The sequence below is a fragment of the Saccharopolyspora shandongensis genome (genome assembly GCF_900106995.1).
Taxonomy (GTDB): domain Bacteria; phylum Actinomycetota; class Actinomycetes; order Mycobacteriales; family Pseudonocardiaceae; genus Saccharopolyspora; species Saccharopolyspora shandongensis.
Window position 1 is genome coordinate 1 of sequence record NZ_FNOK01000093.1, and the last position, 20,853, is coordinate 20,853.

The 20,853-nt window shown below is 70.5% G+C and carries 20 protein-coding genes; 12 read left to right on the forward strand and 8 right to left on the reverse strand.

From position 1 onward, the window contains the following. Positions 1–504: 504 nt before the first annotated feature. A complete protein-coding gene (locus tag BLW84_RS44130; protein WP_093278479.1) occupies positions 505–1,200 on the reverse strand; it encodes a response regulator in 696 nt (231 codons plus the stop codon). Further along, positions 1,197–2,771, reverse strand: coding sequence for a sensor histidine kinase (locus tag BLW84_RS44135; protein WP_245761809.1), 1,575 nt, complete (start codon positions 2,769–2,771; stop codon positions 1,197–1,199). The genes BLW84_RS44130 and BLW84_RS44135 overlap by 4 nt, the downstream gene beginning before the upstream one ends. 726 nt (positions 2,772–3,497) lie before the next feature. On the opposite strand from BLW84_RS44135, the gene BLW84_RS44140 reads away from it, so the two are divergent. Next, a complete protein-coding gene (locus tag BLW84_RS44140) occupies positions 3,498–3,764 on the forward strand; it encodes a hypothetical protein (protein WP_093278481.1) in 267 nt (88 codons plus the stop codon). 28 nt (positions 3,765–3,792) lie between these two features. Here the strand turns inward: BLW84_RS44140 and BLW84_RS44145 are convergent, their stop codons facing one another. Beyond that, positions 3,793–4,485 (reverse strand): SDR family NAD(P)-dependent oxidoreductase, encoded by a 693-nt coding sequence (locus tag BLW84_RS44145; protein ID WP_177227043.1) that lies wholly within the window; start codon positions 4,483–4,485, stop codon positions 3,793–3,795. Positions 4,486–4,688: 203 nt separating this feature from the next. On the opposite strand from BLW84_RS44145, the gene BLW84_RS44150 reads away from it, so the two are divergent. The 3 genes from BLW84_RS44150 to BLW84_RS44160 all read left to right on the forward strand — a co-directional run bounded on the left by BLW84_RS44150 (position 4,689) and on the right by BLW84_RS44160 (position 7,532). Next, positions 4,689–5,051 carry a winged helix-turn-helix transcriptional regulator gene (locus tag BLW84_RS44150; protein ID WP_218157750.1) on the forward strand — a complete coding sequence of 121 codons (363 nt, stop codon included), beginning with the start codon at positions 4,689–4,691 and terminating at the stop codon, positions 5,049–5,051. Between the two features lie 113 nt (positions 5,052–5,164). Beyond that, a complete protein-coding gene (locus BLW84_RS44155; protein ID WP_093278484.1) occupies positions 5,165–7,069 on the forward strand; it encodes a primary-amine oxidase in 1,905 nt (634 codons plus the stop codon). 76 nt (positions 7,070–7,145) lie between these two features. Then, positions 7,146–7,532: a YchJ family protein gene (locus BLW84_RS44160; protein WP_245761808.1), complete on the forward strand. Its 387-nt coding sequence runs from the start codon at positions 7,146–7,148 to the stop codon at positions 7,530–7,532. Positions 7,533–7,556: 24 nt separating this feature from the next. On the opposite strand, the gene eat is transcribed toward BLW84_RS44160, so the two are convergent. Beyond that, positions 7,557–8,996 (reverse strand): ethanolamine permease, encoded by a 1,440-nt coding sequence (gene eat, locus BLW84_RS44165; protein WP_093278486.1) that lies wholly within the window; start codon positions 8,994–8,996, stop codon positions 7,557–7,559. Positions 8,997–9,228: 232 nt separating this feature from the next. Here eat and BLW84_RS44170 point away from each other — a divergent pair, with 232 nt between their 5' ends. From BLW84_RS44170 to BLW84_RS44205, 8 genes are all read left to right on the forward strand, one after another. Next, on the forward strand, positions 9,229–10,587 hold the full coding sequence (locus BLW84_RS44170) for a glutamine synthetase family protein (protein ID WP_425441834.1): 1,359 nt from the start codon (positions 9,229–9,231) through the stop codon (positions 10,585–10,587). Continuing rightward, positions 10,568–11,296 carry a gamma-glutamyl-gamma-aminobutyrate hydrolase family protein gene (locus BLW84_RS44175; protein ID WP_093278489.1) on the forward strand — a complete coding sequence of 243 codons (729 nt, stop codon included), beginning with the start codon at positions 10,568–10,570 and terminating at the stop codon, positions 11,294–11,296. Before BLW84_RS44170 ends, BLW84_RS44175 begins: the two co-directional genes overlap by 20 nt. Then, entirely contained in the window at positions 11,280–12,650 is a 1,371-nt protein-coding gene (locus BLW84_RS44180; protein WP_093278491.1) for an aldehyde dehydrogenase family protein, read from the forward strand. Before BLW84_RS44175 ends, BLW84_RS44180 begins: the two co-directional genes overlap by 17 nt. A 47-nt stretch (positions 12,651–12,697) precedes the next feature. Beyond that, positions 12,698–13,465 (forward strand): 3-oxoacyl-ACP reductase, encoded by a 768-nt coding sequence (locus BLW84_RS44185; RefSeq protein ID WP_093278494.1) that lies wholly within the window; start codon positions 12,698–12,700, stop codon positions 13,463–13,465. A gap of 118 nt (positions 13,466–13,583) precedes the next feature. After that, complete coding sequence (locus tag BLW84_RS44190; protein ID WP_093278495.1) at positions 13,584–14,330, forward strand: FadR/GntR family transcriptional regulator; 747 nt, start codon at positions 13,584–13,586, stop codon at positions 14,328–14,330. A 441-nt stretch (positions 14,331–14,771) separates the two neighbouring features. Beyond that, complete coding sequence (locus BLW84_RS44195; protein WP_093278498.1) at positions 14,772–16,382, forward strand: DHA2 family efflux MFS transporter permease subunit; 1,611 nt, start codon at positions 14,772–14,774, stop codon at positions 16,380–16,382. A 181-nt stretch (positions 16,383–16,563) separates the two neighbouring features. Continuing rightward, the gene (locus BLW84_RS44200; protein WP_093278500.1) at positions 16,564–17,307 is read left to right on the forward strand and encodes a MerR family transcriptional regulator; all 744 of its coding nucleotides are present in this window, start codon (positions 16,564–16,566) and stop codon (positions 17,305–17,307) included. A gap of 111 nt (positions 17,308–17,418) precedes the next feature. Beyond that, positions 17,419–18,045 (forward strand): hypothetical protein, encoded by a 627-nt coding sequence (locus BLW84_RS44205; protein WP_093278501.1) that lies wholly within the window; start codon positions 17,419–17,421, stop codon positions 18,043–18,045. 131 nt (positions 18,046–18,176) lie between these two features. On the opposite strand, the gene BLW84_RS44210 is transcribed toward BLW84_RS44205, so the two are convergent. The 4 genes from BLW84_RS44210 to BLW84_RS44225 form a co-directional block, all read right to left on the reverse strand. Beyond that, positions 18,177–19,376 carry an MAB_1171c family putative transporter gene (locus tag BLW84_RS44210; protein WP_093278503.1) on the reverse strand — a complete coding sequence of 400 codons (1,200 nt, stop codon included), beginning with the start codon at positions 19,374–19,376 and terminating at the stop codon, positions 18,177–18,179. Beyond that, the gene (locus BLW84_RS44215; protein ID WP_143061346.1) at positions 19,373–19,930 is read right to left on the reverse strand and encodes a M48 family metalloprotease; all 558 of its coding nucleotides are present in this window, start codon (positions 19,928–19,930) and stop codon (positions 19,373–19,375) included. The genes BLW84_RS44210 and BLW84_RS44215 overlap by 4 nt, the downstream gene beginning before the upstream one ends. Before the next feature lie 73 nt (positions 19,931–20,003). Beyond that, entirely contained in the window at positions 20,004–20,414 is a 411-nt protein-coding gene (locus BLW84_RS44220) for a helix-turn-helix domain-containing protein (protein WP_093278507.1), read from the reverse strand. A gap of 123 nt (positions 20,415–20,537) precedes the next feature. Beyond that, positions 20,538–20,853 (reverse strand): transposase (locus tag BLW84_RS44225; RefSeq protein WP_143061040.1); only part of this gene is annotated, 316 nt, incomplete at its 5' end.

Consider the following 20,853-nt stretch of genomic DNA (forward strand, 5'->3'; position numbering starts at 1 on the left):
ACGCGACACCGACCGCAGCCCCACACCGAAGGTCTCCGCGACCTCCGCCTGCGTCCGCCCGGACTCGACCGCCGCGACCACCCGCCGCCGCAAATCCTCTTGCGAGGCAGGCGAAAGCCGCTTGACATCAACCACCGTCACCTTCACACCATAACCAACGACCACGCCACATTTGAGTTACCCATCAATATGTATGTCCAATACACGGCGTCAGGGCCGTCCTCGCCGGAGGAACCCCAGAGGGGTGGGCTCCGTGAACCCGCGGCGGTGCCAGTTGCGAGGGTGGGCCTGAAAGCGCCTGACGGCGCTTGGCGACGGCACGCACGCAGGCGCAGGTCAGACGCCGCGGCTGCGGTACCCGACCAGGATGAAAAACCCTCAATTGAAACTGCACACCACCACGTCTGTGGACAGTTTCAATTGAAACTGCACCGGCTCCGCTCTGTGGATGACAGTTTCAATTGAAACTGGGGACGAACGCGCCGGGGCGTTTCGCGTTGTCGGTCAGCGGATCCAGCGGTAGCGGCGTTCCGGGCGGCCGGTGCCGCCGTAGCGGAGGCGGACCTCCGCGCGGCCCGAGGCCACGAAGTGCTCCAGGTACTTTCGCGCGCTCACGCGGGAAACGCCTGCGGCGTCCGCGCATTCCGCCGCCGACACGTCTCCGTCGGTCGCGGTCGTCTCGCGCAGGATGCGCTCGACGATCTGCGCCGTCTCGGTGGCCAGTCCCTTCGGTGGCGCCGCTCGGTGGGTCCGGGTGCCGAAGAGCTGGTCGACGTCCTGCTGCGCGGCGGGGGAGTCGCCGGGCAGTCCGCTGAGCTTCTGGTGCATGGCGCGGAAGTTCTCCAGCTGGTCGCGCAGCGCCTCGTAGCTGAACGGCTTGATCAGGTAGTGCAGCGCCCCGCCGCGGATCGCGCCGCGCACGGTGTCCAGGTCGCGGGCCGCGGTGATCACGATGACGTCGGGGTCCGCGGACGGGCGAGCGGTGCTCGCGCGCAGCTCCCGCAGCACCGAGAGGCCGTCCATGTCGGGCAGGTAGATGTCCAGCAGCACGAGTTCCGGGCGCAGTTCGTCGACCGCGCGGATCGCGTCCGCACCGGTGTGCGCCACCCCGGCGATCTCGAACCCGTCGACGCGGGCCACGTATCCACTGTGGATCTTCGCGACCATGAAGTCGTCGTCCACCACCAACACCTTGATCACGATCCCGGCCCTTCCAGCGGCAATCGCGCGGTGAACACCGCGCCGTGCGCGTTGTGCACCTGCACCGAACCGCCGCGACGATGACAGATCTGCCTCGTCAACGCCAGACCCAGGCCGCGTTCGCCGCCGCGCGCGGCCTTCGTGGTGAAGCCGTGGCGGAACACCTCTTCGACTATCTCGGCGGCCACCCCGGGCCCGGAATCCCGCACCACCGCGGTGACTTCGTCGGTGCAGCGCAGGTCGATCTCGATCCACCGGTCGGCATCGGCCGGACCGGCTTCCAGGGCGTCGAGCGCGTTGTCGATCAGGTTGCCCAGCACCGTGACGAGGTCGGCGGACAGCTCCTCGTCGATCTCCGGCAGGTAGCTGCCCTCGTTCAGGCGCAGGCCGACGCCGCGTTCGGCGGCGAGGCTGGCCTTGGCGATCAGCAGCGCTGCGGTGGCCGGATCGTGGACCCGCGCGGTGACCTCGGCGTGCCACTGCTCGCGGATGTGGCTGATGCGGTGCACGTAGCGCTGCAGCTCCTCGTACTCGCCCAGCTCGACCAGCCCGGAGATGATGTGCAGCCGGTTGCTGAACTCGTGCGCCTGGGCGCGCAGCGTGTCGGTGGTGTCCCGGTGCACCGCGAGTTCTCGTTGCAGATCAACGAGTTCGGTGCGGTCGCGCATGGTCACCACCGCGCCGACCGACGAGATCGGCATCCGGTTGAGCACCACGACCTTGCCGCGCCGCAGCACGATCTGGTCCACGCCGTCGGTGCGGCCGGTGAGCACGTCGCGGGCGCGGTCGTTGAGGTCCAGCGAGTCGATGTCGCTGCCCACGCAGTCCGCCGGCAGCGACAGCAGGCGGCGCGCCTGATCGTTGACCAGCGTGATGCGGTTCTGCTCGTCGACGCCCAGCACGCCTTCGCGGACGCCGTGCAGCAGGGCCTCGCGGTGCTCGACGAGCCGGGTGATCTCCTGCGGTTCCAGGCCGAGCGTCTGCCGCTTCACCCGCCGGGCGAGCAGCACCGATCCGGCGATGCCGAGCACGGTGGCGAAGGCCAGCAGGGTCAGCGGGTTCTCCGGCGCCTGGCGCAGTCCCTGCAGCAGGTCCGGGGGATTGCGGCCGGCCGCGACGACGCCGATGACCTGCGCGTGGTTGGAGATCACCGGCACCTGGGCGACCAGCGAATCGGTGCCGTCCAGCCGGATCTCGCCGACCCACGAGCGGCCGCCCAGCGCGGTCTCGGACTTCGGCAGCAGCTGCCCGCGCTGCCCGGGATCGGGCGAGGTGAGCACGATGCCGCGCCGGTCGGTGATGATCACGTAGTCGGCGCCGGAGAGGTTGCGGGTGCTCTCGGCGAAGATCGGCAGGGCGTCCCGGCGGTAGGGGTCATCGAGGCCGACGCGCACCCCGGAGGTAGCAGCGAGGTCTTCGGCGACCGACAGCATCTTGCGGCCCTCGGTGGCCCGGAACGCTGAGTCGGTCTGCGCGACGGAGAACACCGCGATCGAGGCGAGCAGCAGGACGATGATCAGCAGCTGCCACCCGAGCAACTGCCGAGACAACGATCCCTGCACCCGCAACACCGCGCCCGCCTCCTCCACCACCGGCCCGAACGGTAACCGCCGGGGTTCGGCGAACGCCCGGCACCCCACCATCGACGCAGGTCAGCGATCGATTTTGGGCGGTGCGATCACCGGACGCGCCGCTCCCGGGACGCTTCGGTCGCGCCCACGCAATCGAGCAGCAGGCGGGCGAATTCCAGCCGTTCCCGCTCGGGCCGGTCCCAGTTGATGTGCTCGTGCGCCTCGTGCCGCTGCCGTCGGAATCGGTCCAGCGGCTCGGCGCCGCCCGAGCCGGAGCGGCCCCTCCGGCTCGCCTGTCGAGCAGCGCGGCGGCCGATTACAAAAGTGACAAAAGTTTCGTTATGTTCGCAACGGCGACAGTGCGGTGGTGGCCGGGCAGCATGGCATCACTCGGCTCTCGGCCGTGGCGACGGACTCCCCGTGCACGCAGTGCGTTCGTCGCCGTCGGCGAGTCCTCCAGCCGACGAATCCCGGTGATTCCGCGGCGCGGTGCGCAGGCCGCGGAATCGCGGGGCGAGGAACGGGTGGACGCCTGACACCCCCCAGGCACCCACCTCTGGTGACCCGGTCGCACATCCCCCGGCGACCGGGTCGCTGCTTTCTGCAGGGTGCGGCCCGTCCCCCGAACTCGGGAACCGGTTGCACGGCACGGTGATGCATCCGGCGGCGATGATCGAGTTGTGATGGCGTCTCCCACGGCAATGCCCGACTCCAGGGAGGTTTTCCATGCGTCGTCCACTCAGCACTGCGCTGCTCGGCGGTCTGGTCATGTTGGGAGCGTCCGGCACCGCCGTCGCGGCTGAGGGGGCCCATCCCCACCGGCTGGACATGCTCCTCAGCGCGACGGTGCTGGACGTGTCCCCGAACGACGGGGCGTCCCACGACGGAACCGCCCACACCAGCACCTCATCGCAGGACGGATCCGAGCCTCAGACCAAGCCGCAACCGCAGACCAAGCCGCAGCCCCAAGCCGAAAACCAGCCGCAGGAATAGCGTCCAGGGCCGCCGCGCCGCGCCCGGGCTACGGGCGCGGCGCGGAGTTGCTCCTGACGAGCGATTCGAAGGCCGCGACGTCGCCGATGATTTCCTCGGCCCGCTCAGGGGATTCGTACAACTCGAAGTAGCGTTCGCCGATGCCCGAGGCGTTTTCGGCGTTGACTCCGGTGGCGATCGTGACCGCCGCGGCGTGGACCCCCTTCGAGGCGAGCTCGATGTGCAGCGCGTGCGCCCAGTTCCGCAGGCCCGCCATCGCCATCCCCACGTTGCCCAGGAAGGGCGCGGGAACCAGCGACGACACCCCGGTGGTCAGCAGCAGTGATCCGCGGCCGCGCGCCACCATGCCGGGGAGCACGTGGCCGACGGCGGCGACCGCGCCCAGCGCGCACAGCTCGAACTGCGCGCTCGCCGCATCGGGATCGGTCTCGGCGGCCGAGGTGATCGGCGCCTGCGGGCCGGGGCTGTATTCGAGCACGTCGATCGGCCCGAGCTCGTGCTGAGCATCGTCGAGCGCGCCGGTCAGCGCGCCGCGATCCCGCACGTCCGCCGGGTGCGCGCTCGCAGTGATGCCGTCGCTCGCCAGTTCCCGGACGGATTCCGCGAGTCGCTCCGCGTTCCGCGCGATCAGGCCCACGCGGAAGCCGCGCTTGCCGAACGCGCGCGCGACGCCCATCCCGAGCCCCGGCCCGGCCCCGACGATCACCAGATTCTCGTGCACAGCTGCCCTTTCCGCGTCACCGCTGGTCACCGGCCGTGCGCGGTTTGTGTCGCTATGGCAGCACAAAGTGCACACGGCCGTCCGCCAGCGGAAACGGCTGAACTTTCCAATGCTTACGCTTTGTGCGTAGCCACATCCTTTGGTACCAAAGGAGGCCGCACAAGACGGCACATTCCTGTCGGTGACGCACACGGAGGTAACCATTGACCCGCGCCGATGCGGCGGAATCAGCGGCCTGCCAGGAGGTGCTGGGCATCCTGGCGCTGGTCGGGGACAAGTGGAGCCTGCTGGTCGTCGGGCAGCTCCGGGACGGGCCGCTTCGCTTCGGCGAACTGCACCGCGCCGTTCGCGGAATATCCCAGCGGATGCTCACGTTGACGCTCCGCAAGCTGGAACGCGACGGGCTGGTCAGCCGCTCCGTGCAGGCGAGCGTGCCGCCGCGCGTCGACTACGAGCTGACCCCGCTCGGCGACTCGCTGCTCGGCCCGGCGCTTGCGCTCGGTGAGTGGGCGATCGAGCATCGCACCGAGATCGCTGCGAACCGGCTTCGCTACGACGCGCGCTGAGCCCGACTGCACGGTTGCGACGATCCGGTGATCGTGGTGATCCGCTGGACGAACCCCCCCTGTTCCAAGGGAATCTGGGTCGATCCGGGGTGACCGAGACTGGAGGGCAGGCGATGACGAAGCATCCGCTGGAACCGTTGAGCTCCGAGGAGATCGTGCGCAACCGCGAGATCCTGCAGGGCGCGGGACTCCTGCGCGAATTCACTCGGTTTCCCCTGGTGCAGCTGGAGGAACCGGCGAAGGCCGTGGTGCTGGCGGGCGGCGACTTCGACCGCCGGGCGCGTTCGGTGCTGCTCGACACGAAGACGGGTGAGCTGACCACCACCGTGGTGTCGCTGACCGGCGATCAGGTGGTGCAGCGGCACACCGTCGACCCGGTCGAGCAAGGCCAGCCGCCGGTGATGCTGACCGAGTACGAGCTGGTCGAGAAGATCGTCCGCGCCGACGAGACGTGGCGGCAGGCGATTCGCGACCGCGGTATCGAAGACGTCGGCGAGGTGCGCGTCTGCCCGCTGTCGGCCGGCTGGTTCGGCGTCGCGGAGGAGAGCGGTCGCCGGATGCTGCGGGCGCTGGCGTTCGTGCAGAACGACCCGGACGAACTGCCGTGGGCGCACCCGGTGGACGGGCTGGTGGCCTACGTCGACGTCATCGAGCAGCGCGTGCTGGAGGTCGTTGACGACCGCCACCTGCCGGTCCCGGCCGAGGGCGGCAACTACCCCGACCAGGAGCTGTTCGGCCCGCAGCGCGACACGCTGAAGCCGATCGAGATCACCCAGCCCGACGGCCCGAGCTTCGCCGTCGACGGCCACGAGGTGCGCTGGGAGAACTGGCGCTTCCGCGTCGGTTTCGACCCGCGCGAAGGCCTGGTGCTGCACCAGCTGTCGTTCCGCGACGGCGACCGGGAGCGGCCGGTGGTCTACCGCGCCTCGGTCGGCGAGATGCTGGTCAACTACGGCGATCCGACCCCGGCGCGGTTCTGGCAGAACTACTTCGACTCCGGCGAGTACTCGCTGGGCAAGCTCGCCAACGAGCTCGTCCTCGGCTGCGACTGCCTCGGCGAGATCCACTACTTCGACGCCGTGGTGGCGCAGGAGGACGGCGCGCCCCGGACGCTGCGCAACGCGGTGTGCATGCACGAGGAGGACTTCGGCGTGCTGTGGAAGCACACCGACGTGTTCACCGGATCGGCCGAGACCCGGCGGCAGCGGCGGCTGGTGATCTCGTTCTTCAGCAGCGTCGGCAACTACGACTACGGCTTCTACTGGTACCTCTACCTGGACGGCACCATCCAGCTGGAGGTCAAGGCCACCGGCATCGTGTTCACCTCGGCCTACCCGGCGGAGGGCTCGCGCTGGGCCAACGAGCTCGCGCCCGGCCTCGGCGCGCCGTTCCACCAGCACCTGTTCAGCGCGCGGCTGGACATGATGGTCGACGGCACCAGCAACGCCGTCGACGAGGTGCAGGCGAAGCGCGAGCCGATCAGCGCGGAGAACCCGCACGGCAACGCCTTCACCCGCAGCGTCACCCGGCTGGCGCGGGAGAGCGACGCCGGGCGGGAGGCCGACCCGGCCAGCGGGCGGGTGTGGCACGTGGTCAACACCGAGCGCACCAACCGGCTCGGCCAGCCGGTCGGCTACGCGCTGCACCCGCAGGGCTATCCGGTGCTGTTGGCGGATCCGGGCTCCTCGATCGCGAAGCGCGCCGAGTTCGCGACCAAGCACCTGTGGGTCACCCGGTACGCGGCGGACGAGAGGTACCCAGCGGGCGAGTGGGTGAACCAGAGCCACGGCGGCGCGGGCATCCCGGCGTTCACGGCGGGCGACCGCAGCATCGACGGCGAGGACATCGTGCTGTGGCACACCTTCGGCCTGACGCACTTCCCGCGCGCGGAGGACTGGCCGGTGATGCCGGTGGACCTCTGCGGCTTCACCCTCAAGCCGGTCGGCTTCTTCGACCGGAACCCGACGCTCGACGTCCCGCCCGGCAACGGCACCGCGTCGCACTGCCGCGAGAGCTGACCGGGGGTCGTGGGCGCGGGACCGGCTTCCGCACCCACGACCGCTCGACCTGCGCCGTCGATGGGAAGCTGTCGGGGTGAGCACCCCCAAGCGATGCCCCTGCGGCCTCGGCGAACCGTTCGCCGAGTGCTGCGCCCGCCTGCACGCCGGCGAACGCCGCGCGGCCACGGCCGAGCAGCTCATGCGCTCGCGGTTCAGTGCGTTCGCGGTCGGCGACACGGCCTACCTGCTGGCCTCGTGGCACCCCTCGACGCGACCGGACGCGCTGGACCTCGATCCAGACCAGCGCTGGGTCCGCCTCGAGATCCTCGACCGCACCGGCGGCGGGCCGTTCGACGCGGCGGGCACGGTCCGGTTCGAGGCGCACTACCGCCTGGGCGGGCGCGCCGGAGTGCTGACCGAGGACAGCCGCTTCGTCCGCGAGGACGGGGCCTGGTTCTACGTCGACGGCGACCACGACTGACCGCAGTTTCCATTGAAACTGCGGTCACGACAGCTCGGATTCGGCGGCTTGGAGGGCGGCGAACTCCTCCTCGGGGGCGTTGGCGATCAGGTGGTGGCGGCTGTAGAACCAGAAGTAGGCCAGGGCCGCCAGGAAGATCAGGGCCATGATGGCCGCCGCGACCATGTCCACGATGAACGTCGCGATCACCGCCGCGATCGCCAGCACCAGCGCGACCGAGGTCGTCGCGATTCCGCCGGGGGTCCGGTACGGGCGCTCCAGGCCCGGTTCGCGGAAGCGCAGGACGATGTGCGAGAGGTTCAGCAGCACGTAGGAGATCGTCGCGCCGAACACCGCGATGTTGATCAGCAGCGCCCCGTCGCGGGTGGCCGCGGCCAGCACGAAGCCGATGGTGCCCGGCACCATCAGCGCCAGGTACGGGGTGCGGCGCTTGCCGGTCACCGACAGCAGGCGCGGCAGGTATCCCGCGCGGGACAGCGCGAACAGCTGCCGGGACGCGGCGTAGATGATGGAGAAGAAGCTCGCCACCAGCCCGGCCAGGCCCACGTAGTTGACGATCTCGGCGAGCGCGTTGTCGCCGCCGGTGGCGGCGCGCACCGCCGCGGGCAGCGGGTTGTCGGCGTCGGCGATGGTCGCTGACCCGGCCCCGCCCGGTGCGACCACCAGGATGGCCGCGGCGAACACCAGCAGCACCGCGATCGCCGCGATGATCCCGCGCGGCATGTCCTTGCGCGGGTCGCGGGCTTCCTCCGCGGCCAGCGGAACCCCTTCCACGGCGAGGAAGAACCAGATGCCGTACACCAGCGAGGCGAGCACCCCGGCGTAGCCGAACGGCAGGAACGCGCTGGCGCCCGCGGCGTCCACCGGTGCGATGTCGAACAGCTTCGCCGTCGAGAACTCCGGGATCATGCCGACCACGAAGGCGATCAGGGCGACCACGGCCACCGCGGTGATGCCGAACATCAGCCGCAGCGCCTCGCCCACGCCGTAGAGGTGGATGCCGACGAAGATGGCGAAGCACGCCAGGTACACCGGCCAGCTGCTGGTCAGCCCGAACAGTCCCAGCGATTCCACGTAGCCGCCGATGAACACCGCGATGGCGGCCGGCGCGATGGCGTACTCGATGAGGATCGCGGTGCCGGTGGCGAAGCCGCCGAGCGGGCCGAGGGCGCGGCGGGCGAAGCCGTACCCGGCCCCGGCCACCGGCAGCGCCGAGGCCATCTCGGCCAACCCGAACACCATGCAGGTGTACATGGTCGCCATCAGCACCGTGGCCAGGAGCAGCCCGCCCCAGCCGCCCTCGGCCAGCCCGAAGTTCCACCCGGCGAAGTCGCCGGAGATCACGTACGAGACGCCGAGCCCGGCGAGCAGGACCCAGCCCGCCGCGCCCTGCCGCAGCCGGCGCTTGTCCAGGTAGTCGCTGCCGGCCTGTTCGTAGTCCACCTGCCGCCGCTTCTCGGTCATGGCGGGGTCCTCTCCCAATATTGGTATGACCGTGGCCCATTGACTAGTTGGGCAGCGTGCTGCCGCCTCTGGTCGATGTCAATACCCGTGTCCGGATTTCGACGCCGCCTCCGCGCGAACAGCTGTTCGGGTGTTGACTCCGCGAGCAGGCGACTGCTTCCATTGGCCCGCATTCAAAGGTCTGATCCCGTACCAATGCATGGCCGGCTGGCCCGGCCGGAGGGAGCCACCGGTGTCGCCCAACGAGCAGCTGACCGTCGGACGACTGCGCGATCTGGTCGCCTCCGGCGAGGTGGACACGGTCGTCGTCGCGCTGACCGACATGCAGGGCAGGTTGCAGGGCAAGCGGTGCTCGGCCCGCTACTTCCTCGACGAGGTGCTCGCCCACGGCACCGAGGCGTGCAACTACCTGCTCGCCGTCGACGTCGAGATGACCACTGTGGACGGCTACGCGATGACCTCGTGGGACACCGGTTACGGCGACTTCGTGCTGCGCCCGGACCTCGGGACCCTGCGCCGGATCCCGTGGCAGGAGGCGACCGCCTTGGTGCTCTGCGACGTGCTGTGGCATTCCGGCGAGCCGGTGGCCCCGTCGCCGCGGCAGGTGCTGCGCGGGCAGCTCGACCGGCTCGCCGAGCTCGGGCTCACTGCGCACGTCGGAACGGAGCTGGAGTTCCTGGTCTTCCGCGACACCTACGAACAGGCGTGGGACAAGCGCTACCATGAGTTGGCCCCGGCCAACCAGTACAACGTGGACTACTCCATCGCCGGGACCAGCCGGATCGAGGGGCTGCTGCGGCGGATCCGCAACGACATGACCGGGGCCGGGCTGTACGTGGAGTCGGCCAAGGGCGAGTGCAACCTGGGCCAGCACGAGATCGCCATCCGCTACTCCGACGCCCTGGCCAGCTGCGACAACCACACGCTCTACAAGAACGGCGCCAAGGAGATAGCCGCCGCGGAGGGCGTGAGCCTCACCTTCATGGCCAAGTACGACGCCCGCGAGGGCAACTCCTGCCACATCCACGTGAGCCTGCGCGACGACGCCGGTCCGGCGATGCCCGGTGCCGGGGAGCACGGATTCTCCCCGGTCATGGAGCACTTCATCGCGGGCCAGCTGGCCCGCCTGCCCGAGCTGACCTACTTCCTCGCGCCGAACATCAACTCCTACAAGCGCTTCGCGGCCGGCAGCTTCGCGCCCACCACCATCGCGTGGGGCCGGGACAACCGGACTTGCGCTCTGCGGGTGGTCGGCCACGGCGATGGCCTGCGGGTGGAGAACCGGGTGCCGGGCGGCGACGTCAACCCGTACCTGGCGGTGGCGGCGATCCTGGCGGCCGGGCTGCACGGGATCTCCGAGGAACTGCCGCTGGAACCGATGCTGGCGGGCAACGCCTACGCCTCCGACAAGCCCACGGTCCCGACGACGCTGCGCGAGGCCGCCGGGCTGCTGGCCGAGAGCAAGGTCGCGGTCGAGGCGTTCGGCCAGGACGTCGTGGACCACTACGTCAACGCGGCCCGGGTGGAACTGGCCGCCTTCGACGCGGCGATCACCGACTGGGAGCGGATCCGTGGGTTCGAACGCCTCTGACCGCCCGATCATCGGCATCAGCACCTACGTCGAAGCGGCGAGCTGGGGTGTCTGGCACCGCGAGGCGGCCCTGCTGCCCACGACCTACGTCGATGCGGTGCACCGCAGCGGCGGGTTTCCGGTGCTGCTGCCGGTCCTCCCGGGTGAGCCTGATCTGTCCGCTGTGGACGGTCTGGTGCTCGCCGGCGGCGCGGACATCGACCCGGCGCGCTACGGCGGGCGGCCGCACGCCGAGCTCGGCCCGACCCGGCCGCCCCGGGACGGCTGGGAGATCCGGCTGCTGCGCGCCGCGCTCGACCGCGACCTGCCCGTGCTCGGTGTCTGCCGGGGTGCGCAGATCATGAACGTCGCGCTCGGCGGAACCCTGCACCAGCACCTCCCGGACCTCGTCGTGCACCGGGATCACCAGCCGGAGCCGGCGGTTTTCGGCAGCACGAAGGTGGAGCTGAGCCCGGGCAGCCGGATCGCGGAGATCCTCGGCGACCACGTCGAGGTGCCCTGCTACCACCACCAGGCCATCGCCGAGATCGCCCCGCGGCTCGCCGTCACCGGGCGGGCCGGCGACGGCACCGTCGAGGCGGTGGAGCTGGCCGGGGCGCGGTTCGCGCTCGGCGTCCAGTGGCATCCGGAAGAAGACGCAGCCGACGACCGGCTGTTCGTGGCGCTTGCCGCGGCGGCGAAGGAGGTACGCGGTGACCACCGCGCATGAAGTGATCAACCCGGCGACCGAGCAGGTCGTGACCAGCGTGCGGCTGTGCTCCGTCGACGAGACCGATGCCGCCATCGCGCGGGCGGTCCGCGCTCAGCGGTCCTGGCAGGCCCTCGCCCCGGCGGAGCGGGGACGGCTGCTGCGCCGGTTCGCCGCGGCGGTGGACGCCGCCATCGAAGACCTGGCGTGGCTGGAAGTGCGCAATTCCGGGCACACCATCGGAAACGCGCGCGGCGAGGCGGCCAACGTGCGGGACGTGCTGGAGTACTACGCCGCCGCACCGGACCGGCTCTTCGGCCGCCAGATCCCGGTGGCCGGCGGCGTGAACATCACGTTCCAGGAGCCGCTGGGCGTGGTCGGCGTGATCGTGCCGTGGAACTTCCCGATGCCCATCGCCGCGTGGGGATTCGCCCCGGCCCTGGCCGCGGGCAACGCGGTGGTGCTCAAGCCCGCCGAACTGACGCCGCTCACCGCGGTGCGGATCGGCGAACTGGCGCTGGAGGCGGGACTTCCGGACGGGCTGCTGCAGATCTTGCCCGGCCGGGGCGCGGTCGTCGGGGAGCGGTTCGTCACCCACCCGGACGTGCGCAAGGTGGTCTTCACCGGCTCCACCGAGGTGGGCCGGCGGATCATGGCCGGGTGCGCGAGCCAGGTCAAGCGCGTGACGCTGGAACTGGGCGGCAAGAGCGCCAACATCGTCTTCGCCGACGCGGACCTGGAGCGCGCGGCGGCGACGGCGCCCTACGGCGTCTTCGACAACGCCGGGCAGGACTGCTGCGCGCGGTCCCGGATTCTGGTGCAGCGCAACGTCTACGACCGGTTCATGGAGCTGCTGGAACCGGCGGTGCGCGGTGTGGTCGTCGGCGACCCGACCGATGAGAAGACCGAGATGGGGCCGCTGATCTCGGCCGCGCACCGCGCCAAGGTCGCCGGCTACGTCCCCGACGGCGCGCCGGTGGCGTTCCAGGGCGAAGCGCCGGCGGGCAGCGGATTCTGGTTCCCGCCAACGGTTCTCACCCCCGATCCGGCGGATCCTGCGTTCGCCGAGGAGGTCTTCGGGCCGGTCGTCGCGGTGGTGCCCTTCGAGGACGAGGCCGACGCGGTGCGCATCGCCAACGACACCGCGTACGGCCTGGCCGGATCGATCTGGACCCGCGACGTGGCGCGCGCGTTGCGGGTGTCGCGCGCGGTCGAGGCCGGGAACCTCTCGGTCAACTCGCACTCCTCCGTGCGCTACAACACGCCGTTCGGCGGGTTCAAGCAGTCCGGGCTCGGCCGCGAGCTCGGGCCGGACGCGGTCGACGCGTTCACCGAGACCAAGAACGTCTTCATCCCGACTTCGGCGGACGCGTGAGCTCGTGCGTCCTGCCTGGTGTCCCGCGAGAAACAGGGAGTGAGCAAATGCCGGAACGTTTGCAGGACCGAGTCGCCGTCATCACCGGCGGCGCCAGCGGGATCGGGCTGGCCACCGCCCGCCGGTTCGCCGCCGAGGGGGCCAAGGTCGTCGTCGCCGACGTCGACCCGGACACGGGCAAGCGCGCCGCGGACGAGGTCGGCGGGCTGTTCGTGCAGACCGACGTCACCGACGGCGAAGCCGTCGAGCGGCTGTTCGCCACCGCCGACGCGGAGTTCGGCTCCGTCGACATCGCCTTCAACAACGCCGGGATCTCCCCACCGGACGATGATTCCATCCTGGACACCGGCATCGAGGCGTGGCGGAAGGTGCAGGAGGTCAACCTCACCTCGGTGTACCTGTGCTGCAAGCACGTCCTGCCGTACATGCGGCGGCAGGGGCGGGGCTCGATCATCAACACCGCGTCGTTCGTGGCGGTCATGGGCGCGGCGACCTCGCAGATCTCCTACACCGCGAGCAAGGGCGGCGTGCTGGCGATGTCCCGCGAGCTCGGCGTGCAGTTCGCGCGGGAGGGCATCCGGGTCAACGCGCTGTGCCCGGGGCCGGTGAACACGCCGCTGCTGCAGGAGCTGTTCGCCAAGGACCCCGAGCGCGCCCAGCGGCGCCTGGTGCACGTCCCGATGGGGCGCTTCGCCGAGCCGACCGAGATCGCCGCCGCGGTCACCTTCCTGGCCAGCGACGACGCGTCGTTCATCACGGCCTCGCAGTTCCTGGTGGACGGCGGCATCTCCGGCGCGTACGTCACGCCCCTGTGAGATGGCCGGTAAGACCACTCCCGACCCCACAGCGCCGGGGTGACGTCGAAGGGGTTCAATGGGAATCGGTGCGTTGATTCCCGTTGGAATCGCGGCAGGGCAGGCCGGGGAGAGTGACGTGAGCAGCCAGAACGAGCCGTTGGTGCTGCACAGCCGGGCGAGCGAGGCGCTGTTCCGGGCGGTGCGCACCGGCAACGCGTTCGAGGAGACGGTGGAGCGCCTGCTGCAGGCGATCCGGCTCGGCGTGGTGGCGCCGGGGGAGCGGCTGCCCGCGGAGCGGGAGCTGGCCGCCCGGCTCAACGTCAGCCGGGTGACGCTGCGGGAGGCGATCCGGGCGTTGCAGGAGTCCGGGTACGTCGAATCCCGGCGCGGCCGCTACGGCGGCACGTTCGTCAACGTCGAACCGCCGCGGCCCAGCCGCAAGGGACCGCGCCGGATCGCCCGGGAGATGGGCGTCGACCTGCACGACGCCCTCACCCACCGGCACGTGCTGGAGGTGGGCGCGGCCGAGCAGGCGGCGGCCCGGGACCTCGGCGAGGCCGAGCGCGCCCACCTGGTGTCGCGGCTGTCCGACGCGGGCACCGCGGAGCTGCACAACTACCGGCGGATGGATTCGCGGCTGCACCTGGCGATCGCCGAGCTGTCCGGCTCGGCGTCGCTGACGTCGGCGGTCGCCGACGCGCGGATGCGCCTCAACGAGCTGCTCGACTCGATTCCCTTGCTGGAGCGCAACATCGTGCACTCCAACGAGCAGCACGAGGAGGTCGTGCGGGCCATCCTCGACGGCGATCAGGGGGCCGCGAGGCGGGCCATGGCCGAGCACCTGGAGGGCACCGCCTCGCTGCTGCGCGGCTTCCTGTCGTGACGGGTTCCCCGCAGTTTCAATTGAAACTGCGGTCACGACAGCTCGGACCCGCCCGCGCGGGGGCGCTGTGCTACGCTCCGCGTCGACATCTCACCGTGGGCACTTCCCATCGCGGACGTAGCCTCGCCGATCAGCTTTACTCGGGTCCGATGACGCGAGAAAGGTGGGAGTCACACCACATCGCAGCAAGGTGTTCTGAGATGGTTGTGACAACCGGGCGAGCAGGCCTGCGTTCTTCCTTGAAATCACCGCACTCCGGCTCTCCGCGCGCCGAACTTCGCGCGGATTCCGGCAATTCTCCGAAACCCGGGTTCTAGAGCGTCTCCGCGACGCCACCGGAAAACCCACATTTCCCGGACCGGTCATGGGATCCCGGCCCGAGGCTGCGCGCTTCGGTTCCCGGGCCGCCGACCGGTGCCCGAATTCTCGGAGGTAATCGGAGTGCTGGACAACAATTCCGCCGACCGGCCCGCGGTGCAACGGCCGTGGCTGGTGCTCGGCATCCTCTGCACCGGCTTCTTCATGTCGTTGCTGGACGCGACGATCGTCAACATCGCGGTCCCGACCCTGATCGACGGCATCGGCGCCTCGTACGACCAGGTGCTGTGGGTGATCGATGCCTACCTGCTGGTCTTCTCGGCGCTGTTGATCACGACTGGACGGCTTGGGGACACCTTCGGGTACCGGCGCCTGTTCCTGATCGGCGTTTCCGCCTTCACCGCTGCTTCCGCCCTCTGCGGCCTCGCGAGCACGCCGGGACAGCTGCTCGGCGCGCGAGTGCTCCAGGGGCTGGGCGCAGCACTGCTGTTCCCGCAGGTGATCTCGTCGATCCTGACGATCTTCCCGCCGCGGATGCGCGGCCGGGCGTTCGGCGTCTTCGGCGCGATCGCGGGTCTCGCGCCGGTCCTCGGCCCGGTGCTCGGCGGGTTCATCGTCGACCACCTCGGCTGGCGCTGGATCTTCTTCGTCAACGTCCCGATCGGGGTGGCGACCGCGGTGCTGGCCCTGGTGTTCGTCCCGGCACTGCGCGTCGCGCGCCCGCACCAGATCGACCTGGTGGGCGTCGTGCTCGCCACCGCGGGGCTGAGCGGGATCGTGTTCGGCCTCATCGAGGGCGAGCGCTACGACTGGGGAACGATCAGCGGGCCGATCGGCATCCCGTCGGTCATCGCGGCCGGCGTCGTGCTCCTGGCGCTGTTCGTCGGCTGGCAGCACGTTCAGCGCGGTGAGCCGCTGGTGCCGCTGGGGCTGTTCGCCGGGCGGAACTTCGCGGTCGGCAACTGGATCGGGTTCGTCTTCCAGCTGGGGATGATCGGCATCGCCTTCGTGCTCGTCCTCGACCTGCAGATGGCGCAGGGGTATTCGCCGCTGGAAGCGGGATTCGTCCTGCTGCCCAACGCCGTTCTCACCGCGATCGGCTCGGCGTATGCGGGGCGGCTGGCCGACGAGATCGGGGGCAAGCGCGTCCTCGCCGCGGGGATGATCATGCTCGCGCTCGGCCTGGTGGTCATCGCCGCGATGGCGGGGCCGGACTCCGGAGCCTGGCCGCTCCTGCCCGGCCTGCTGATCATCGGCATCGCCAGCGGCGCGACGTTTGCGCCGTTGCAGCAGGTCACCATGGACGGCGTCGATCCCAGGTTCGCGGGTGCGGCATCGGGGGTCGCAGGCACCACGCGGCAGGTCGGCGGGGTGCTGGGCACCGCGTTGGTGGGCGCCGTCCTGGCCTCCTGCCTGAACTCGGCCCTGCGCGGCGAAGCGGAGCTGCGTGCGGACCAGTTGCCCGCGGGGTTGCGCGCGCAGTTCGTCGAGAGCGCGGTGGCCGGGGGAGGGAAGTTCAGCCCGCCGCCGGTGCCCGCTGGTCTGTCACCGGAGGACGCCGCTCTCTTCGCGCGGCTCGGCCACGAGACGTTCGCGGTGGGGTTCGTCAGCGCGATGCAGGTGGTGCTGCTGGCGTCTGCCGCGGTGCTAGTGGTAGCCGCGTTGTTCTGCTTCGCGCTCAAGGGGAACGACCGAGCTCCGCGAGGCGAAGTGGCCAAGGCGGACGCTAGCTGACGTTCGACGGAGCAGCGGGCGCGGTGGAGGCCACGCCCGCTGCTCGGCTGCTAGGGGATCGTGCTCGCGGCGCTGCCGGCGCCCGTCGATCTCGCGCCGTTCGAAGTCGGCCGGTTCGGGCGACGCACGGGCGCGGCCCAGGTCGCGGCGCGGTTCGAACAGGGGAACTAGACTTCGTCGAGTGGCGGACTTCCGGATCGACGATCTTGCTCGGGCTGCGGGTACGACGGTGCGCAACGTGCGCGTCTACCAGGACCGGGAGCTGTTGCCGCCGCCTCGCCGCGAGGGGCGGACGGCGATCTACTCCGACGCGCACCTGGTGCGGCTGCGGCTGATCATCAACATGCTGGAGCGCGGTTACGCGTTCGCGCAGATCAAGGAGATGATCGCGGCCTGGGAGTCCGGACGCAGCCTCGGCGAGGTGCTCGGGCTGGAGGAGGTCGTCGGCGCGTCCTGGGCGGACGAGGCGCCCCGCGCCGTCACGGTGGGGGAACTGCGCAAGAAGTTCGGAAAGCAGTTCTCCCCGTCGAACATCAAGCGGTCGATCGAACTGGGCCTGCTGGAGCGGCGCGGCCGCAGCTTCGTCTCGCCGAGCCCGCAGCTGCTGGACGCCGGCGCGGAACTGGTCAGCCTCGGCGTGCCGCTCAACGAGGTGCTGGACCTCGCCGAGCAGCTGCAGAAGGACATCGACCACGTGGCGGAGATCCTGGTCGAGGTGGTGCGCAAGCACGTGCTGACCCGCCCGGTGCCCAGCGACGACGAGATCCCGTACTACTCCGACGTCCTGCAGCGGCTGCGGCCGCTGGTGATGTCCGCGCTCAACGCGGCCGCGGCTCGCTCGGCGGAGCGGGTCATCCCGGGCGTGCTCGGCGACAAGCTGGTGGAGTTGCTGGTGAACACCGGCAAGCCCGGCGAGGCGTCCTGATCGGCGTGGACAGCCGCTCGTGAGCGCTTCGGGTCGCCATCCAAAGCGCTCACGACGCACCCCGACCTGTCCGATGTGGACACTGCCGAGACCCGAGCACCAGAGGAATTCATGACCAACGCAGCACCCGAGACCGATCCCGTGCCCGCGCGGCCGTCCGGCAAGGACCGCGCGGCGCGCGTGCTCACCGAGGTTTTCGCGCCATGGGTGATCGTCGTGCTGCTGCCGCTGGCGGTGGCCTGGCAGGCCACCCGCGCCGTCGGCCCCACCCTGGGCTGGGGGCTGCTGGTCTCCGCCACCAGCAGCATCCTGCCGATGGGCGTGATCGTGTGGGGCGCGAAGACCGGGCGGTGGGACAGCCACCACGTGCGCGACCGCGCGGGCCGGTTCGTGCCGTTCGTCGCGCTGATCGTGATGAGCCTGATCGGGCTGGGGCTGCTGGTCGCGTTCGGCGCGCCGTGGCTGCTGGTCGCCCTGGACATCGCCATGATCGGCTCGCTGTTCGTCACCGGCGGCATGACGGTCTGGTGGAAGGTGTCCATGCACTCGGCGGTGGCCTCGGGCGCGGTGGTGATCCTCGCGGTGATCTACCACCCGGCCTACCTGGTCCTGATGCTGGCGGTGGCGGCGGTCTCCTGGTCCCGCGCCCAGCTCGGCGACCACACGCCGGCGCAGGTCACCGTGGGAGCGGTGGTAGGAGCGGCCGTCGGCGGAGGCCTATTCGCGGCGCTGCTCTGAAACCCCGCGCCAATTGCGCGCGAAACCGCCGTTCGCCGTGCCAGGTTTTGGCGATTTCGCGCGAAATCGCCGTTGGCCACGCCTGGTAGGCGGCGGTTTCGCGCGAAACCGCCGCCGCAGCCCGGGCGCGGCTAGGCCGTCGGGTCCGGGAGGTCGGCGCGGGCGCGGTCCCGCACGGCCGACACGATCGGTGAGTGGTCGAAAGCGTGGCCGACCTGGATCAACCAGTGCGCCTCGGTGTGCAGGTCGGCGGCCACTCCCCGGTACGGCGCGGTGGCCTCGCCCGGTTCGGTGTGGTGCCGGTGGCCCGCCGCGTGCGAGTCCAGCGCGGCCGCCAGGCAGGCCGCCTCCACCACCTGGTGGGTCGCCCGCTCGTCGAGCCCGGCCTCCTCCGCGGCCCGGCGGGCCCAGTCACCCGCCTCGGGGTGCACGAAGGACCGCAGCACCAGCTGCGCGTCCCGGATCTCCACCACCCGCCGGTACAGCGCGAACTGCGCGTTCGACGCGACCGCGCCCGCGGGCAGGGTGATCTGCGGCAGCTCGTCGGCCAGCCGCCGCCACAGCGGGTGCAGCTTCCGGGCCTGGAACTTGGCGCGGCACCAGGCGATCGGCATGGCCACCCGAGGGCCCCAGACCGGCATCGTCGCCCCGACGGCCACCAGCGCCACGCACGCCCCGGCGCACGCGCCGCCCAACGGGTCCAGCACGCCCGGGTCGTGCCCGGTCACCGCCCACACGGCGGCGGCGATCTTGGTCAGCGCCCAGCCCGCGGAAGCCACGCAGCCGGCCTGGATCGTGCGCAGTCCGGCGCGCAGCCAGCGGCGGCTGCTCTGGGCGATGTAGTGCCGCAGGAACCACCCGAACAGCGAGGTGGCCCACCCGATGTAGAGCGCGAACACGGTGACGTAGGCGGCCACCGCCGGGCGGTCGGCGAACGCGGACAGGAACTCGGGGTGGAACGGGATGCCCGCGGCGATCATCAACGCCGTCATGGCGGCCGCGGCGACGGCGGCCACCAGTACCTGGATGCGCATCAACCGCCGTGCCCGTGCGCCGTCGTGCACCAGGTGGGTCAGCAGTCCGTGGACGCACACGCCGGCGACCATGGCCAGGATGTTGGCCACCAGCCGGCCGAGGTTCGGCATCGGCTCCCAGACGGACACCCAGAGCAGCGAGGCCGGGGCCACCAGGGCCGCCGACAGGCCGACGAAGCCGATCGCGCCGCACAGGTAGACCACGCTCGACGTCAACGAGCGCCGGGATTGCACGAGTTTCGTGATCGCAGCCAGCACGGCAACGATCCCCGCGCCTTGCAGGATGATGCTGATCATCGGAGTTTCTCGGGCCCTCGGCGGCGCGTGCTGTCGAACGTCGCCTGGATCTGGCGGAGCGTGCGGCCGCTCCTCGCGTCGAGCTTGCGCACGCCGCGGATCGGCGCGGGCACGCGGCCCGCGCGGTACAGGTACAGGCTCGCCACCAGCTCCGCTTCCTGCTCGGTGGTGGCGTCGAACGCGGAGCGGCCCAGCACGCTCTCGACCAGCTCCCGCGGCAGGTCCGGCACCAGCGCGGCCACCATCGGCGAGTCGGCGAGCCTGGTGTCCGAGTGCCCGCACACCAGGTGGCCGACCTCGTGCAGGATGATGTGCTCCTCGTGCAGCGGGGTGCTGGTCACGTAGCCGATCACGTCGCGGTCGGAGAGCGAGACGAGCGCTCCGCAGGGGCTGTCGAAGTCCACGGTGGACACCTGGCGGAGCTCGATCGGCCGGCCGCGGGCCTCGGCCAGCTCGGCGATGAACGTCTGCAGGTCCCACGGCGCGGGCAGCGGCAGCGCGGCGGCCAGCTCCTGGCACCGCGCCGTCAGATCGCGATGATCGGATGGCGTCACGTCCCGATCGTGGCTCACGGGCAGCACCAGCCGTGCGCAGCGGAACGATGTCGGATCCGAGTTGTGACCGCGCTCATGGCTCATCGCGACCGGCGGTGTTGTTGGAGCGGCGCAGGTCTTCCACCACGCCCCGGATCCGGTCGGCCTGGGCGACGGTCAGTCCGCGCAGGCTCACGGACTCCACGCCTTCTTCTTTCAGCGCGCGAAGTTCCACCAGGGTGGCCAGCTGCGCCCGGATCTTCTCGCCGTGCTCGCTGTTGTCGAATGTGTCCAATGGCACGCCGAAGAATGCGGCCAGCGCTTTCAAGTGCTGCCAGCCGGGATTGGGCGATTCGCCGGAAAGGATCTTGTAGAGCTGCGAGATCGACATTCCCGTCGCCGCGGCGATCGTCTTGACGTCGTACGGCTTACTCGTTTCGGGGCTGGGGAAGGATTCCCGCAGCCACGCCAGCCGTTCGGCCAGGGTGGCCCCTGGGTCTGCCATCGCACTCACTCCGAAATCACAGCACGCGTGCCCGCCACATCGTTGACGATTTCTCACATTCTAGACTACCGTCTGATCGGATTACACGATTGTGGAATTCCGGGGGGTGTCCCTATGTGGTTGTCAAGCCGCAGCGGGCGCGGCGTCTGGATGGGGGTGCCGGTAGTAGGTCTTGTTGCGGAGCATGGCGAACAGGACGTCGCAGCGGCGCCGGGCCAGGCAGATCAGCGCGGCGTTGTGTTTCTTCCCTTCATCGCGTTTCCGCTGGTAGTAGGTCCTGCTGGTGGGATCGGACAAGGCCGCGAACGCAGCCAGGAAGAACGCTCGTTTGAGTTTGCGGTTGCCGGTTCTGGCCGGGTGTTCGCCCTTGATGGAGGAGCCCGAACTGCGGGTGACTGGGGCGATTCCGGCGTAGGCGGCGAGGTGGGCGGAGGACTTG

Excerpts from the sequence above, each read along its gene's own strand:
- BLW84_RS44140 (WP_093278481.1), top strand. The coding sequence starts at position 3,498 with ATGCGTCGTCCACTCAGCACTGCGCTGCTCGGCGGTCTGGTCATGTTG.
- BLW84_RS44210 (WP_093278503.1), bottom strand. The coding sequence starts at position 19,376 with ATGATCAGCATCATCCTGCAAGGCGCGGGGATCGTTGCCGTGCTGGCT.
- eat (WP_093278486.1), bottom strand. The coding sequence starts at position 8,996 with ATGACCGAGAAGCGGCGGCAGGTGGACTACGAACAGGCCGGCAGCGAC.
- BLW84_RS44220 (WP_093278507.1), bottom strand. The coding sequence starts at position 20,414 with ATGGCAGACCCAGGGGCCACCCTGGCCGAACGGCTGGCGTGGCTGCGG.
- BLW84_RS44185 (WP_093278494.1), top strand. The coding sequence starts at position 12,698 with ATGCCGGAACGTTTGCAGGACCGAGTCGCCGTCATCACCGGCGGCGCC.
- BLW84_RS44155 (WP_093278484.1), top strand. The coding sequence starts at position 5,165 with ATGACGAAGCATCCGCTGGAACCGTTGAGCTCCGAGGAGATCGTGCGC.
- BLW84_RS44205 (WP_093278501.1), top strand. The coding sequence starts at position 17,419 with ATGACCAACGCAGCACCCGAGACCGATCCCGTGCCCGCGCGGCCGTCC.